This is a genomic window from Pantoea sp. BJ2 (assembly GCF_040255075.1).
Lineage (GTDB): Bacteria > Pseudomonadota > Gammaproteobacteria > Enterobacterales > Enterobacteriaceae > Pantoea > Pantoea leporis.
Genome location: NZ_CP158292.1, coordinates 2,234,794 through 2,249,667 on the forward strand (window position 1 = coordinate 2,234,794; position 14,874 = coordinate 2,249,667).

11 protein-coding genes are annotated in these 14,874 nt (G+C 49.2%); 2 read left to right on the forward strand and 9 right to left on the reverse strand.

The window, feature by feature from the left end:
* Nucleotides 1–4 precede the first annotated feature (4 nt).
* The 4 genes from oppB to AAF463_RS10315 form a co-directional block, all read right to left on the reverse strand.
* Nucleotides 5–925 carry an oligopeptide ABC transporter permease OppB gene (oppB, locus tag AAF463_RS10300; RefSeq protein WP_222233351.1) on the reverse strand — a complete coding sequence of 307 codons (921 nt, stop codon included), beginning with the start codon at nt 923–925 and terminating at the stop codon, nt 5–7.
* 80 nt (nt 926–1,005) lie between these two features.
* Nucleotides 1,006–2,646, reverse strand: a complete 1,641-nt coding sequence (gene oppA, locus AAF463_RS10305) for an oligopeptide ABC transporter substrate-binding protein OppA (RefSeq protein ID WP_110866261.1) — start codon at nt 2,644–2,646, stop codon at nt 1,006–1,008.
* 159 nt (nt 2,647–2,805) lie between these two features.
* On the reverse strand, nt 2,806–4,440 hold the full coding sequence (locus AAF463_RS10310) for an ABC transporter substrate-binding protein (RefSeq protein ID WP_350260686.1): 1,635 nt from the start codon (nt 4,438–4,440) through the stop codon (nt 2,806–2,808).
* A 573-nt stretch (nt 4,441–5,013) separates the two neighbouring features.
* On the reverse strand, nt 5,014–5,661 hold the full coding sequence (locus AAF463_RS10315) for a YchE family NAAT transporter (RefSeq protein WP_008106584.1): 648 nt from the start codon (nt 5,659–5,661) through the stop codon (nt 5,014–5,016).
* Nucleotides 5,662–6,107: 446 nt separating this feature from the next.
* Here AAF463_RS10315 and adhE point away from each other — a divergent pair, with 446 nt between their 5' ends.
* Nucleotides 6,108–8,783 carry a bifunctional acetaldehyde-CoA/alcohol dehydrogenase gene (adhE, locus tag AAF463_RS10320; protein ID WP_350260687.1) on the forward strand — a complete coding sequence of 892 codons (2,676 nt, stop codon included), beginning with the start codon at nt 6,108–6,110 and terminating at the stop codon, nt 8,781–8,783.
* 55 nt (nt 8,784–8,838) lie between these two features.
* Here the strand turns inward: adhE and tdk are convergent, their stop codons facing one another.
* Nucleotides 8,839–9,459: a thymidine kinase gene (gene tdk, locus AAF463_RS10325; RefSeq protein WP_101764244.1), complete on the reverse strand. Its 621-nt coding sequence runs from the start codon at nt 9,457–9,459 to the stop codon at nt 8,839–8,841.
* A 402-nt stretch (nt 9,460–9,861) separates the two neighbouring features.
* Between tdk and hns the strand changes: the two genes are divergently transcribed.
* Nucleotides 9,862–10,269: a histone-like nucleoid-structuring protein H-NS gene (hns, locus tag AAF463_RS10330; RefSeq protein WP_101764243.1), complete on the forward strand. Its 408-nt coding sequence runs from the start codon at nt 9,862–9,864 to the stop codon at nt 10,267–10,269.
* 95 nt (nt 10,270–10,364) lie between these two features.
* Here the strand turns inward: hns and AAF463_RS10335 are convergent, their stop codons facing one another.
* The 4 genes from AAF463_RS10335 to rssB all read right to left on the reverse strand — a co-directional run bounded on the left by AAF463_RS10335 (nt 10,365) and on the right by rssB (nt 14,869).
* The gene (locus AAF463_RS10335; protein ID WP_101764242.1) at nt 10,365–11,372 is read right to left on the reverse strand and encodes an NAD-dependent epimerase; all 1,008 of its coding nucleotides are present in this window, start codon (nt 11,370–11,372) and stop codon (nt 10,365–10,367) included.
* Between the two features lie 10 nt (nt 11,373–11,382).
* Complete coding sequence (locus AAF463_RS10340) at nt 11,383–12,726, reverse strand: UDP-glucose/GDP-mannose dehydrogenase family protein (protein ID WP_101764241.1); 1,344 nt, start codon at nt 12,724–12,726, stop codon at nt 11,383–11,385.
* A gap of 23 nt (nt 12,727–12,749) precedes the next feature.
* On the reverse strand, nt 12,750–13,658 hold the full coding sequence (galU, locus tag AAF463_RS10345; protein WP_101764240.1) for a UTP--glucose-1-phosphate uridylyltransferase GalU: 909 nt from the start codon (nt 13,656–13,658) through the stop codon (nt 12,750–12,752).
* A 194-nt stretch (nt 13,659–13,852) separates the two neighbouring features.
* Nucleotides 13,853–14,869: a two-component system response regulator RssB gene (rssB, locus tag AAF463_RS10350; RefSeq protein WP_101764239.1), complete on the reverse strand. Its 1,017-nt coding sequence runs from the start codon at nt 14,867–14,869 to the stop codon at nt 13,853–13,855.
* Nucleotides 14,870–14,874 lie beyond the last annotated feature (5 nt).

The following is a 14,874-nucleotide window of genomic DNA, read 5'->3' on the forward strand; positions in this document are numbered from 1 at the left end:
ACAATCAGTAACGGATTTTCGGATCGATCACGGCGTACAGCACATCAACGATCGCGTTAAACAGAATGGTCAGCACGCCAACCAGAATGGTCAGACTCATCACCAGCGAGTAGTCACGGTTCAATGCCCCGTTAACGAACAGCTGGCCGATGCCCGGCAAACCATAGATGGATTCAATCACCATGGAACCGGTGATGATGCCGACAAACGCCGGTCCCATATAGGAAAGCACCGGCAACATGGCAGGCTTCAGCGCGTGACGCAGCACGATACGACGCAATGGCAGTCCTTTAGCGCGCGCGGTACGGATGAAGTTTGAATGCATCACTTCAATCATCGAACCACGGGTAATACGCGCGATGCTGGCGATGTAGGCCAGCGACAGCGCCACCATCGGCAGCAACATGTAATTCCATTGGCCGCCGTTCCAGCCGCCGCCTGGTAGCCAGCGTAAGGTAATCGCAAACACCAGCACCAGTAACGGTGCCACGACAAAGCTGGGGATCACCACGCCGGTCATCGCGACCCCCATCACGGCATAATCCCACAAACTGTTTTGCTTCAGGGCGGCGATCACGCCAGCCGTTACGCCCAGCACCACGGCGAGGAAGAAGGCAGCCAGACCAAGTTTGGCTGACACCGGGAAGGCGTGGCCGACCAGATAATTGACCGAGTAATCTTTGTATTTAAACGAAGGGCCAAAGTCGCCATGTGCCAACTGCACCAGGTAGCTCAGGTACTGCTTGCCAATTGGATCGTTGAGATGGTACTTCGCTTCGATATTCGCCATCACTTCCGGCGAGAGGACACGTTCGCCGGAAAATGGACTGCCGGGTGCCAGTCGCATCATAAAGAAAGAGATGGTGATGAGGATAAACAGCGTCGGGATGGCTTCAAGGAGCCGACGCAGGATGAATTTTAACATTGCCGTACCTACCAGGCTGTTGCTTCACAAAGTAAAAAGGCGGTGCCGCAGCACCGCCACTGTCGATAGCCTGAGTGCTATTAATGTTTAATGATATACAGGTTTTTATCGACGGTTTTATCCAGCGGATCGTTGCCGGTGTAACCGCCCACGTAAGGTTTCACCAAACGCGCATTGACGTAGTAGTAAACCGGTACAATGGTGCTGTCTTTATCCAGAATCTGCTCAGCTTTCTGATAATCCGCTACGCGCGCTTTATCGTCTGTGGCTTTAACCGCATCGTGAATAACTTTATCGAAGTCAGCGCTTTTGTAATGCGAGGTGTTACTGCTGCTGTCAGACAGCATGATGTTCAGGAATGAAGTCGGTTCGTTGTAATCCGCACACCATGCCGCACGAGAAACATCAAAGTTGCCCTGATGACGCGTGTCGAGGAAGGTTTTCCACTCCTGGTTTTCCAGCTTGATGTTCACGCCGATGTTTTTCTTCCAGATAGATGAGGCAGCGATCGCCAGTTTTTTGTGCAGATCGGAGGTGTTGTACAGCAGGTTGAAGGTCAGCGGTTTATCCGCGGTGTAACCCGCTTCAGCCAGCAGCTTTTTCGCTTCTTCGTTACGCTTGTTCTGATCCCACTTGAACCAATCCGGCGGCAGCAGTTCCATGCCATCGGTGGCTGGCGGGGTGAAGCTGTAAGCCGGTTGCTGACCTTGTGCCAGAACCTTGTTCACCATGATGTCGCGATCCAGACCGAGTTTCAGCGCGGTACGCACGCGTGGATCGGTGAATGGCGCTTTCTGGTTATTGATTTCGTAGTAATAGGTGCACAGGTATGGCTTAACCATCAACTCTTTGCCGTTGTCCCGCTGCAGTTTTTTGAACAGTTCGATAGGCATGTTGTTGTAAGTGATATCGCTGCCGTTCTCAGAGAAGTAACGGTTAACGTCGCTGACTTCGGAGTTAATTGGCAGGAAGGTGACTTTGTTCAGCACGGTGTGCTCGTTATCCCAATACTGCGGGTTACGCACCAGCGTTACGCGTTCGTTGATCACGTGCGATTCAAGTTTAAAGGCGCCGTTACCGACCCAGTTTTGCGGTTGAGTCCACTGATCGCCAAATTTGTCGATCGCCGGCTTATACACCGGAGACATCACGGAGTTGATCAGCAGCTTATAGAAGTAGGGTACGGGCTCGCTCAGCGTCACTTCCAGCGTGTGATCGTCGATGGCTTTTACGCCCAGCTCGGAAGTTGGCTTTTTACCGGCGATGATGTCGTCAACATTGACGATGTGGCCGTATTGCGGATAGCTGGCATAAGGCGATGCGGTTTTCGGATCGACCAGGCGCTGCCAGCTATATACGAAATCTTGTGCAGTAACCGGCTCACCGTTGGACCATTTAGCGTTCTTGCGCAGGTGGAAAGTCCAGACTTTGAAATCTTTGTTTTCCCAGCTTTCTGCCACGCCCGGTACCGGTTTGCCATCGCTGTCGCTGGTGATTAAACCTTCATACAGGTCACGCGCGATGTTGTCTTCGGGTACACCTTCAATCTTGTGGGGATCCAGCGACTGTACTTCATCGCCGTTACCGCGAACCAGTTCCTGTTTTGCTGCCAATTCAACGCCTGCTGGCACTGTTGCTGCCAGCGCGGCATTCCCTGCCAGCGCGCCGATTGCGGCTAATACGCCCGCGGCAATCAGGCTTTTTTTTGTGATGTTGTTCATTATTACGCTCCAGTTTTATTATCTTTACCGGGTCGATTTTACGCCCGGCGTACCCCGTTTCCAGGTGATCTTCGCGTGTCTGAACGAAGACCCTAATCACCCTTCAGGGTTTACCACGGTAAAGTGCCGCCCGACTGTAGCGCCGGATCGGCCCATTACTCAATGTTTCTTTATGTAATAGTATTTCAACGCCAACATGTCCTGCGGATCTTTGCCGATAAAACCACCCACCCAAGGTTTTACCAACCGCACGCTGACGCGGTAATAGACCGGTACGATTGGCGAGTCTTTATCGAGTTGCGCTTCCGCCTGCTGATAAAGCGAGGCGCGCTTTGCTTCGTCTGCGCTGGTTAATGTTTGCTTCATCAACTGGTCAAACGCCGGGCTGTGGTAAAACGCGGTGTTATTGGATGAACCGCTCAACAGCATATTCAGGAAGGTAGAAGGTTCGTTGTAATCTGCGCACCATGTGGCGCGTACCACGTCATACTGCGCCTGATGGCGCGTCTCCAGCAGCGTTTTCCACTCCTGGTTCTGCAATGACACCACCGCCCCCAAATTTTTCTGCCACATCGAGGCCGCAGCAATCGCCTGTCGCTTGTTTTGTTCGGAGGTGTTGTACAGCAGCGTAAAACGCAGCGGGTTTTGCTGGTTAAAGCCGGCATCGGCTAATAACTGTTTGGCGCTGGCATTACGCTCGGACTGCGTTTGTTGCGCCCAGGCCGGAGGGGAAAGCGTGATACCGTGGGTAAACGGCGGCGTCAATCCGTAGGCAGGAATCTGGCCCTGGCCCATGATCTTCTGCGCAATGATGTCGCGATCGAGGGTTAACTTTAGCGCGGCGCGTACGCGCGCGTCATCGAATGGCGCTTTTTTGTTATTAATTTCGTAATAGAAGGTGCACAGCAGCGGGCTGATTTTGACCTCATCGCCGAGATCCTGCTGTAACTTTTTGAACATTTCCGGCGGCACAACGCTGTTGGTCATATCAGTGCCACCGCTGCGATAGCGGTTGATATCGCTGTTCTCTGAGGAGAGCGGTAAAAATACGCCCTCTTCCATCACCGTGTGGGCATTATCCCAATACTGTGGATTGCGTTTCACCACGATTTTTTCATTTACCACCCACTCCGCCAGCGTAAAAGCGCCGTTGCCAACATAATGTTGCGGCTGCGTCCACTGCTCGCCCCATTGTTCTATCGCCGGACGGTAGACCGGTTGCATCGCGCTGTGAGCCAGCATGGCAACAAAGTAGGGAACGGGTTCAGAAAGGGTGACTTGCAGATGACGATCATCGAGGGCTTTAACGCCGAGTTCAGAGGGTGCGGCTTTTCCAGACAGAACGGCGTCAACGTTCGCCACATGCGCAGCCTGTAAGTAGCTGGCGTAAGGCGAAGCAGTTTTAGGATCGGCCAGGCGCTGCCAGCTGTAGACGAAATCCTGAGCAGTAACAGGCTGGCCGTTACTCCAGCGCGCATCGTCACGCAGCGTGAAAATCCAGATGCGCCCTTCTTCGCTTTGCCATTGCTTAGCGACACCGGGGACCAGTTGACCGATATTATCGGTTTCAACCAGGCCTTCCAGCAAATTACGCATGACATTGGATTCCGGCACGCCTTCTGCTTTCTGCGGATCAAGCGTTGCCACCTCACCGCCATTATTAATCACGATACGCTGTAATTCTGATAATTGTGTGCCCGCGGGAATTTGGGCTGCCTGGCTTGCTGCCAGTGCGTCTGTAAGGCAGAAGGCAAGCACTGAAAGTACGGCCGTTTTCGCTACCATGCATTTCATCAACAAATATCAACCTTAATCATAAGCCTGATAGCCTGTAAGCAAGAAGCGTACACATTTGTCACTATCAGATAAAAAATTTGTGATGTGCCGAAAATTATCAGAACCGATGCCCGCACGCCAAAGCTAAACTGCAAAAATGTTAGCAGATTCTCTTTTATCACGTTCGCGAGAGTAGGAGAAGTGTTAATTCTTTTATTGAATTATCGATTAACCAAATGATTTTAAAGTTATTTGTAGGATAACTGCATGTATTTTACTCGTTATTGTTCTTTCAATATGATTTTTACGAATTCGACTATAAAAATAGCCATTATCCGCATAAAGAGTCATCGATTAACTTATCAACTTTTCTCAAATGCTAATTTCAAAGTTATGTGCAGAACAATTATCTGTGACAATTATCACAGTTTAGTGTGAGGTTTTACTCGGATGGGATGAGGATAGTAGTAAAAGTGATGCTGGACGTTTGCAGTTAAGGTTAATGAATAAATTAACCAAAATGGTGCAATAAAATGAAGATATGCACCATTTTGGATCGTGAAATCTCTTAAAAGAAAAAAATAACTTCGTTTAATTCAGCAAACCAGGAAAAATAGATTTCATACCTGTAACAATAAACTCGATGCCCAACGCCATTAACAACAAGCCCATAATACGGGTAATCACGTTAATCCCGGTTTGTCCAAGCACCCGCACCATCAGCGGTGCTGCGCGGAACAGCAGCCAACAGCAAAAGGCGAAAATGGCAATCGCGATACTAAAACCAATTAAGTTCTGCCAGCTGTGATAACGCGTACTCCAGACAATGGTTGAACTAATTGCACCGGGACCAGCCATTAACGGTAACGCTAGCGGTACCACGCCAATGCTTTCGCGAATAGCGCTCTCTGACTTCTCCTGCTTGTTCTGCTTATCCTCACCCAGTTTTCCGCTGATCATCGACATCGCGATAGTGACCACCAGAATACCGCCAGCAATACGGAATGAATCTATCGAAATGCCAAACAGATGCAGGATGCCATCGCCAAGAAACAGTGACGTCCAGAGGATGATGGCCACGGCCAGGTTGGCGGTAAGATTAGTTTTATTACGTTCAACCACCGCCTGATAGCTGGTCATGCTGATAAAGACCGGGATGATACCTACCGGATTTACCAGGGCAAACAAACCGACAAAAAACTTAATGTAGCCGGAAAGATCGAGTAGCACGGGATTCAAAGTAGGCTCCGGTAAAGTCTGAGTAGAAAAGCGCGCTTAATGTAGTGCATAAGCCGGGCGAAAAACCAGAGTTGACGGCAGAAATTTATGCTATACGTCTGGCTTTGAGCCAGTTTTTTCAACTGCTGTTAACCGTTGGTTATTGCGATGCAGCCGATGCGTGCAGAATATGTGGCACATCGCGCTAACTTTACTTGCGAAAGTTAGTGCTGAAAGGTGTCAGCTTAGATCCGGATTGATCTGCATCAAAATTTACCTACCTCATCAGGGGTAATCTTACCCCGTCGAAACAACTTCCTGACGCTTAAGTATCTTGACCAGGAAACCCTTTTAGTAAGCAACGGCAAAACAGACGCCAACCTGCCCAATATATAAGCATAGCGTGACTATACTTCTGGATTCAGGCTTGTTTACTAAAAGAGTTTAACTTCCTTCAGGAGAGCACTATGGCCGTTACTAATGTTGCCGAACTTAATGCACTGGTTGAACGTGTAAAAAAGGCACAGCGTGAGTACGCTAATTTTAGTCAGGAACAAGTTGATGCAATCTTCCGCGCTGCCGCCCTCGCCGCTGCAGACGCACGCATTCCACTGGCCAAGCTGGCCGTTGCCGAATCAGGTATGGGTATTGTTGAAGATAAAGTCATCAAGAACCACTTTGCTTCTGAATACATCTATAACGCCTATAAAGATGAAAAAACCTGCGGTATTCTCGCCACTGATGACACCTTCGGCACGATTACTATTGCTGAACCGATTGGCCTGATCTGTGGCATCGTTCCTACCACCAACCCAACTTCTACGGCGATTTTCAAAGCACTGATCAGCCTGAAAACCCGTAACGGCATTATCTTCTCTCCGCATCCACGTGCGAAAGATGCCACTAACAAAGCCGCTGACATTGTGCTGCAGGCAGCGATTGCGGCGGGTGCGCCAAAAGATATCATCGGCTGGATCGACACCCCATCCGTCGAACTTTCTAATCAGTTAATGCATCACCCTGATATCAACCTGATCCTTGCAACCGGCGGTCCGGGCATGGTCAAAGCCGCTTACAGTTCCGGTAAGCCCGCAATTGGTGTTGGTGCCGGTAACACGCCAGTCGTAATTGATGAAACAGCGGATATCAAACGCGCTGTCGCATCCATCCTGATGTCGAAGACCTTCGATAACGGTGTGATTTGTGCGTCTGAGCAATCCGTAATTGTGGTTGATTCGGCCTATGACGCGGTACGTGAGCGTTTTGCCAGCCACGGCGGCTATCTGTTGCAAGGTAAAGAGCTGAAAGCGATTCAGGATATCATTCTGAAGAATGGCGCGCTGAATGCGGCGATTGTCGGCCAGCCGGCGACGAAGATTGCCGAATTGGCGGGAATTAGCGTGCCGGCAACCACCAAGATTCTGATTGGTGAAGTGAAACTGGTTGATGAATCAGAGCCTTTCGCGCATGAAAAACTCTCTCCAACCTTAGCGATGTACCGGGCGAAGGATTACCACGACGCGGTCGATAAAGCTGAAAAACTGGTAACCATGGGCGGTATTGGCCACACCTCATGTCTGTATACCGATCAGGATAATCAGATCGAGCGTGTGCATTACTTCGGCGACAAAATGAAGACCGCGCGTATTCTGATTAACACGCCGGCGTCACAAGGTGGTATCGGTGACCTGTACAACTTCAAATTGGCTCCATCACTGACGTTGGGCTGTGGTTCATGGGGCGGTAACTCCATTTCTGAGAACGTGGGACCAAAACATCTCATCAACAAGAAAACCGTGGCCAAGCGAGCTGAGAATATGTTGTGGCATAAACTTCCGAAGTCTATTTACTTCCGTCGCGGCTCACTGCCGATTGCTCTGGAAGAAGTGGCAACTGATGGTGCCAAACGCGCCTTTATCGTTACCGACCGCTTCCTGTTCAATAATGGCTATGCCGATCAGGTGACTCGCGTACTGAAATCTCACGGTATTGAAACCGAAGTCTTCTTCGAAGTAGAAGCTGACCCAACGCTGAGCATCGTCCGTAAAGGTGCAGAGCAGATGAACAGCTTTAAACCTGATGTAATTATCGCACTCGGCGGTGGTTCACCGATGGATGCAGCAAAAATCATGTGGGTGATGTACGAACATCCTGAGACGCATTTCGAAGAGCTAGCACTGCGCTTTATGGACATCCGTAAACGCATCTATAAGTTCCCGAAAATGGGTGTTAAAGCGCGTATGGTTGCCATCACTACCACTTCCGGTACGGGTTCTGAAGTAACGCCGTTTGCCGTGGTAACGGACGATGCGACCGGCCAGAAATATCCATTAGCGGATTATGCGCTGACGCCAGATATGGCCATAGTTGATGCCAACCTGGTGATGGATATGCCGCGTTCACTTTGCGCCTTCGGTGGCCTCGATGCGGTAACGCACTCACTCGAAGCCTATGTCTCCGTATTAGCGAATGAGTATTCTGATGGCCAGGCCTTGCAAGCACTGAAACTGTTGAAAGAGAATCTGCCAGCCAGTTATCGTGATGGCGCAAAAAATCCGGTAGCACGTGAACGCGTTCACAATGCGGCAACTATCGCGGGGATTGCGTTCGCAAACGCCTTCCTGGGTGTATGTCACTCAATGGCGCATAAACTGGGCTCGGAGTTCCACATTCCACACGGTCTGGCAAACGCCCTGCTGATTTCAAACGTCATTCGCTATAACGCCAATGACAACCCGACTAAGCAAGCGGCTTTCAGCCAGTACGACCGCCCACAAGCACGTCGTCGTTATGCTGAGATTGCTGACCATCTGGGACTCTCCGCCGCTGGCGACCGCACCGCGCAGAAAATTGAAAAACTGCTCGCCTGGCTTGAAGAGATGAAAACGCAGTTGGGCATCCCAACCTCAATCCGCGAAGCGGGCGTGCAGGAAGCTGATTTCCTCGCGAAAGTGGACAAACTGGCTGAGGATGCATTCGATGACCAATGTACCGGTGCGAACCCACGCTATCCGCTGATTGCTGAGTTAAAACAAATCATGCTGGATACCTTCTACGGTCGTGAATTCTCTGAGTCATTGAGTGAGAATGCTCAAGAAGTTAAAGCCGAAGTGAAAATTGACAAGAAAACCAAAAAAGCCTAAACCGCTTTAAACAAAAAACCCGCTACGGCGGGTTTTTTTATGGCTTGCTGATGAGTTAAACCTGCGGCGATTGTGAGCCATATATCGCCTGAAGTGAACCCTCATCGATTGCCTGCTTATAGTGTTTACGACAGACCGATATATAACGCTCATTGCCACCAATCACCACCTGCTCACCTTCGCTGAAAGGTTTACCCTTAGCATCAAGACGAAGCACCATGCTGGCTTTTCTGCCACAGTGGCAGATGGTTTTAAGCTCAACCAGCTTATCCGCCCATGCCAGTAAATATTGGCTGCCAACAAACAGCTCTCCACGGAAATCGGTGCGCAGGCCATAGCAAAGCACCGGAATATCCAGATTGTCGACAACATCAGATAATGCTTTGACCTGTTCGCGCGTAAGGAACTGGCTTTCATCGACTAACACGCAATGCACGGGTTGCTTCGCATGTTCTGCAGCTATTTCCTCATCGAGCTTTGTCTCATCGTTATATAAAAATGCAGGAGACGAAAGCCCGATACGTGAACTGACTTTGCCTGCACCAAAGCGGTTGTCGATCTCGGCGGTATAAACCAACGATCGCATACCACGTTCATGATAATTATAAGAAGACTGTAGCAAAGCCGTTGATTTACCCGCATTCATCGCAGAGTAATAAAAATAAAGTTGAGCCATTAGAAAATCTCATCGCAGCCTATATCTGTTGCGGCGCAGTTTACCATAAACCTGTATAGCTGTAGCGATGCATTATTTTTATCATCTGCTCAAAATAACATCACCATTAAGATGGATATCACAGTCACTATAGAAAGAAAGCACGTTTTGACAAAATAACGATTACGCCGATATTTTATTCATTTAAATTAAAGCCGAAGCGTCAGGTTCAGCGTTCAGTCTGGTCAGCAAGTTAGAAAAGATTACCAAATAAGTAAATATATTCTGAAGAGCGTTATCAATCTGCCCTTCTTTTTTATTTTTACGTTTTGCTTTTAAATCTGGCTATTGCAGTTATTTTTTTGCACCATTATTATGAGTCGGCAGAACAACTCCCATTTATTATATTTTGAGATTAGGACAATGAGCGAAGCACTTAAAATTCTTAATAATATCCGTACATTGCGCGCACAAGCTCGGGAATGCTCTCTGGAAACATTGGAAGAGATGCTAGAAAAACTCGAAGTTGTGGTCAATGAGCGTCGTGAAGATGATACTCATGCACAAGCGGAAAATGCAGAACGCACACGCAAACTCGAACAATACCGCGAGATGCTAATTGCCGATGGTATTGACCCAAATGATCTGTTACAGGCATTATCTGAAACGAAAGTTCCGGGCAAAGCTAAGCGCGCTGCGCGTCCAGCTAAATATTCTTACGTTGATGAAAACGGTGAAAACCGTACCTGGACTGGCCAGGGCCGCACTCCTGCTGTGATTAAAAAAGCAATTGAAGAACAAGGTAAACAACTGGACGATTTCCTACTGTAATCATTCCAGCGCTCAGCATTGTAATTAGTTCATCGCTAATTCACTTTGACCAGGTAAGAAAAAGGAAGCCAATGGCTTCCTTTTTTCATGCTTAATTATTGTTGATAGAAGCGGCGATACCAATCAACAAAATGCTGCACACCTTGCTCTACGCTAGTTTGAGGACGGAAATTGATCGCGTCGTACAAAGGTTGCGTGTCAGCGCTGGTGCCCAGTACGTCGCCAGGTTGCATGGGCAGCATATTTTTCTTCGCTTCAATGCCCAATGCTTTTTCCAGCGACTCAATATACGTCATTAAGCTGGTCGGCTGGCTATTACCAATGTTGTAAACGCGATAAGGAGCCGAGCTGCTGGCGGGAGAACCTGCTTCCACCGTCCACTTTTCATCCGGTTGAGGAATCACATCCTGCAAGCGCACGATGGCTTCAGCAATATCATCGATATACGTAAAGTCACGCGTCATTTGTCCGTTGTTATAGACGTCAATTTGCTCACCCGCTAACATCGCGCGTGTAAATTTGAACAATGCCATATCCGGACGGCCCCATGGGCCATACACGGTGAAGAAACGTAATCCCGTAGTGGGCAATTGATAAAGGTGTGAATAAGTATGCGACATCAATTCGTTGGCTTTTTTTGTGGCCGCGTAAAGTGAAACCGGATGGTCAACGGAATCGTCCGTTGAAAAAGGCATTTTGCGATTCAGGCCATAAACTGAACTGGATGAGGCATACAAAAGGTGGCCAATTTTATGATGACGGCAACCTTCAAGAATATTGAGGTGGCCGATCAAATTTGCTTCGGCATAAGCATGGGGATTTTCGATTGAATAACGCACGCCGGCTTGAGCGCCCAAATGAATAACGCGTTCAAACGCATGCTCAGCGAATAAAGAGGAAATGGCCTGGCGATCCGCCAGGTCCATTTTTACGAAAATAAAATCAGGATGTTGGGTGTTCTGGTCTAAACGAGCCTGTTTCAGGCTGACATCATAATAGTCATTCAGGTTATCGATACCGACAACCTGGTGACCAGCGGCCAGCAAACGCTGACTGACGTGAAATCCAATAAAACCTGCCGCGCCGGTGACCAGAAACTTCATACATCCCTCATTATTCTACAATTTTAATTGACGCTCCGCGGCCGATAGCATAGTACTTGAAACCGCGCTTGCTGATACGCTCAGGATCATACAGGTTACGACCATCAAAAATCACGGGTTCTTTTAACGCACTTTTGATGACGTCAAAGTCTGGCGCACGGAAGTTTTGCCACTCAGTACAGATCACTAAGCCATCCGCACCCTGCAGCGCGGCTTCCTTAGTACCCATCAACTTCAGATCGTTACGATGTCCGTAAATGCGTTGCGCTTCGTCCATCGCTTCTGGGTCGAACGCCTGAACCGTTGCCCCTGCTTCCCACAGCGTCTCCATCAGCACGCGGCTGGAGGCTTCACGCATATCGTCAGTGTTCGGTTTGAACGCCAGTCCCCACAGAGCAAAGGTTTTGCCGCGCAGATCGTCGCCAAAATGGCGTTTAATAAAGGTTGGCAGCTTGTTCTTCTGCGAATCGTTGACGTCTTCAACCGCCTGCAGTAGACGCGGAGTGTAACCAATTGACTCAGCAGTGCGAATCAGCGCCTGCACGTCTTTCGGGAAACAAGAGCCGCCATAGCCGCAGCCTGGATAGATGAAGTGATAACCAATACGTGAATCTGAACCAATACCCTGGCGAACTTTCTCAACGTCGGCTCCCAGACGTTCTGCCAGGTTAGAGATTTCGTTCATGAAGCTGATTTTGGTTGCCAGCATGCAGTTAGCCGCATATTTGGTCAGCTCTGCACTGCGGATATCCATCAAAATCATACGATCATGATTACGGTTGAACGGCTCGTACAGCTCGCGTAACAGCTCAACCACTTCATCATTATCGGTACCGACAACGATACGTTCAGGACGCATGCAGTCATTGACTGCCGCACCTTCTTTGAGGAATTCCGGGTTTGAAACCACGTCAAAGGCGATGTTTGCATCACGCTTTTGCAGGGTTTCCGTCATTACCGCTCGCACGCGATCTGCGGTACCCACTGGTACAGTAGATTTGTCGATAACAACTTTGTGATCGTTCATGTGCTGCGCAATCGTGCGCGCAACGGCAGTCACATACTTCAGATCGGCAGAACCGTCTTCATCCGGTGGCGTACCCACGGCGATAAACTGCATCACGCCATGATTAACGCCTTCTTCCGCATTCGTACTGAACTTCAGGCGACCCGACTCGTAATTAGACATAACAAGCGGCGTCAGGCCTGGTTCAAAGATCGGAATATTGCCTTTCTTTAAGTTCTCGACTTTCTTTTCGTCGACATCAATGCAGAGAACGTCATGTCCGACTTCGGCCAACACCGCAGCCTGAACCAGACCGACATAGCCGATACCAAATACAGTGACTTTCATTGAATTATCCTGTGTTTATTGAGTTACTTTTTGTTGCCTACCGCGCCTTCAAGCCACTGGGTGAAATCTTTACCCAGCACTGGATGGCGAACGCCGTACTCAACAAACGCTTGCATGTAACCCAGTTTGTTACCGCAGTCATGGCTGACACCGTTCAGGTGATAAGCTTCAACGGTCTCTTTTTCCATCAGCATCGCAATGGAGTCAGTCAGCTGAACTTCGCCACCTGCACCTGGAGGCGTTTTCGCCAGCAGCGGCCAGATTTCAGCAGACAACACGTAACGTCCTACAACGGCCAGGTTTGATGGGGCTTCTGAAGCTTTAGGCTTCTCAACCACGCCAACCATTGGCGCGCTCTGACCTGCAGAGAGTTCAGCACCCTGGCAATCAACTACACCGTAAGCGGTTACATCAGCAACCGGCTCGACCATGATCTGGCTGCGGCCGCTCTCTTCGTAACGAGCCAGCATCTCTGCCAGGTTGTCTTTGGTTGGATCAGATTCGTATTCGTCGATGATTACGTCTGGCAGGATTACGGCGAACGGCTCATCACCAATCAGCGGATGTGCGCACATTACTGCGTGGCCCAGACCTTTCGCGATCCCCTGACGAACCTGCATGATGGTGACGTGTGGAGGGCAGATTGACTGGATTTCGTCCAGCAGCTGACGCTTAACACGTTTTTCCAGCATAGATTCCAGCTCAAAACTGGTATCAAAGTGGTTTTCGATGGCGTTTTTAGAAGAGTGCGTAACCAGCACAATCTCGTTAATGCCTGCTGCAATGCACTCATTTACGACATACTGGATCAACGGCTTATCGACCAACGGTAACATCTCTTTTGGAATAGCTTTGGTCGCAGGCAGCATACGCGTGCCGAGGCCTGCAACTGGGATTACCGCTTTTTTAACTTTAGTCTTATAGGCAGACATCAAAAATACCTCTCTTAATAGGCCGTTCAAGTTAATACTTGATATGTCGGTTTAAAAACGAAATGAGTATATCAGTTACTATCAGGTGGAATTATCCTGGAAGAAGTTAATCCACGGAATTTAGGACTATTACCCAAGTGTAAAGCTTGCTCCTGGTCCTGTCTTTAACCCACGGAAAAATTAAATCTAACCGGTTATTCTTCGGCTGAAAGCATCAAACGTAACCTGCCTCCGGCGCCCCAAATATGACACTGCCAGGCGTCGGCACGTTGGCTGATTTGATTAAGATGAGTGCTGCCCATAGTACCAAGCGGCACACCATTACTGAGTTGGATTTGATGAGTATTGACATGCAACGTCGCGTTAAGCCCTGCTGAAACCAGGATTAGGTTTTTTAACTGGCGATGATAATAGCCCACCAGCAACGGGAACTGCCCGCTGAGATTCGCCTGCCTTAACAGCATGTTGACCTGACGCAGCAGCCCATTCAACTCAGGCAGTCGCTGCTTCTGGCCGGAGAGCTGCTCCTGCAGCAAACCATTAAACAGTGCGCGCAGTAACAGCGCGGCTAACACGCCATTATCGCCAGCGCGCGTTACATCAAGGCAATAGAATGCCAAATCGTTATCTGATAGCGCCGCAATATCCAATACTAAGCCCGGCTGTTCCGCCATGGTGAGCTGACGGTAATTGATACGGCAATTGGCAATGGTTTGCTGCACCGGCGGCTGGAGCTGTTTAAGTAATTTAGATGCCGCCAGCGGATCGCTGACCAGCGCATCCCAATCCTGAAAGAGCTGTTCATCCTCCTCGACTTTGGAGGTAAACATGGATGGATAGAGACACTCAAAGACCGCTTCACGGAAACGTTCCATATTTTTGAGCGGTTTTAGCAATACGTCCTGCACGCCCAAACGCAACACATGCGCGATGTCCGCCATATTTTGTGTGGCGGAGATAATCAGAATGGGCACATTATTGCCGCGCGTGCGAAGACGCTCAACGAACGGGATACCGCCCATACGCGGCATTTCAAGATCGCAAATAACCAGATCCACTGATTGCGCCGACAACAAGGTTAAGCCATCAACACCATCACCTGCCTCAAGCGTTGTTGCACCTAAGCTGGTTAATAAATTGTCTATCAATGAACGGAAAACGACCTCATCTTCGACAATGAGTATCTTTTTGCCGATTAGCGGTTTTTCCATTCTCT

What these genes read in the sequence shown, in the direction of transcription:
- rssB (WP_101764239.1), bottom strand. Translation starts at nt 14,869, where the DNA reads ATGGAAAAACCGCTAATCGGCAAAAAGATACTCATTGTCGAAGATGAG.
- AAF463_RS10340 (WP_101764241.1), bottom strand. Translation starts at nt 12,726, where the DNA reads ATGAAAGTCACTGTATTTGGTATCGGCTATGTCGGTCTGGTTCAGGCT.
- oppB (WP_222233351.1), bottom strand. Translation starts at nt 925, where the DNA reads ATGTTAAAATTCATCCTGCGTCGGCTCCTTGAAGCCATCCCGACGCTG.
- adhE (WP_350260687.1), top strand. Translation starts at nt 6,108, where the DNA reads ATGGCCGTTACTAATGTTGCCGAACTTAATGCACTGGTTGAACGTGTA.
- tdk (WP_101764244.1), bottom strand. Translation starts at nt 9,459, where the DNA reads ATGGCTCAACTTTATTTTTATTACTCTGCGATGAATGCGGGTAAATCA.
- galU (WP_101764240.1), bottom strand. Translation starts at nt 13,658, where the DNA reads ATGTCTGCCTATAAGACTAAAGTTAAAAAAGCGGTAATCCCAGTTGCA.
- oppA (WP_110866261.1), bottom strand. Translation starts at nt 2,646, where the DNA reads ATGAACAACATCACAAAAAAAAGCCTGATTGCCGCGGGCGTATTAGCC.
- AAF463_RS10310 (WP_350260686.1), bottom strand. Translation starts at nt 4,440, where the DNA reads ATGAAATGCATGGTAGCGAAAACGGCCGTACTTTCAGTGCTTGCCTTC.
- AAF463_RS10335 (WP_101764242.1), bottom strand. Translation starts at nt 11,372, where the DNA reads ATGAAGTTTCTGGTCACCGGCGCGGCAGGTTTTATTGGATTTCACGTC.
- hns (WP_101764243.1), top strand. Translation starts at nt 9,862, where the DNA reads ATGAGCGAAGCACTTAAAATTCTTAATAATATCCGTACATTGCGCGCA.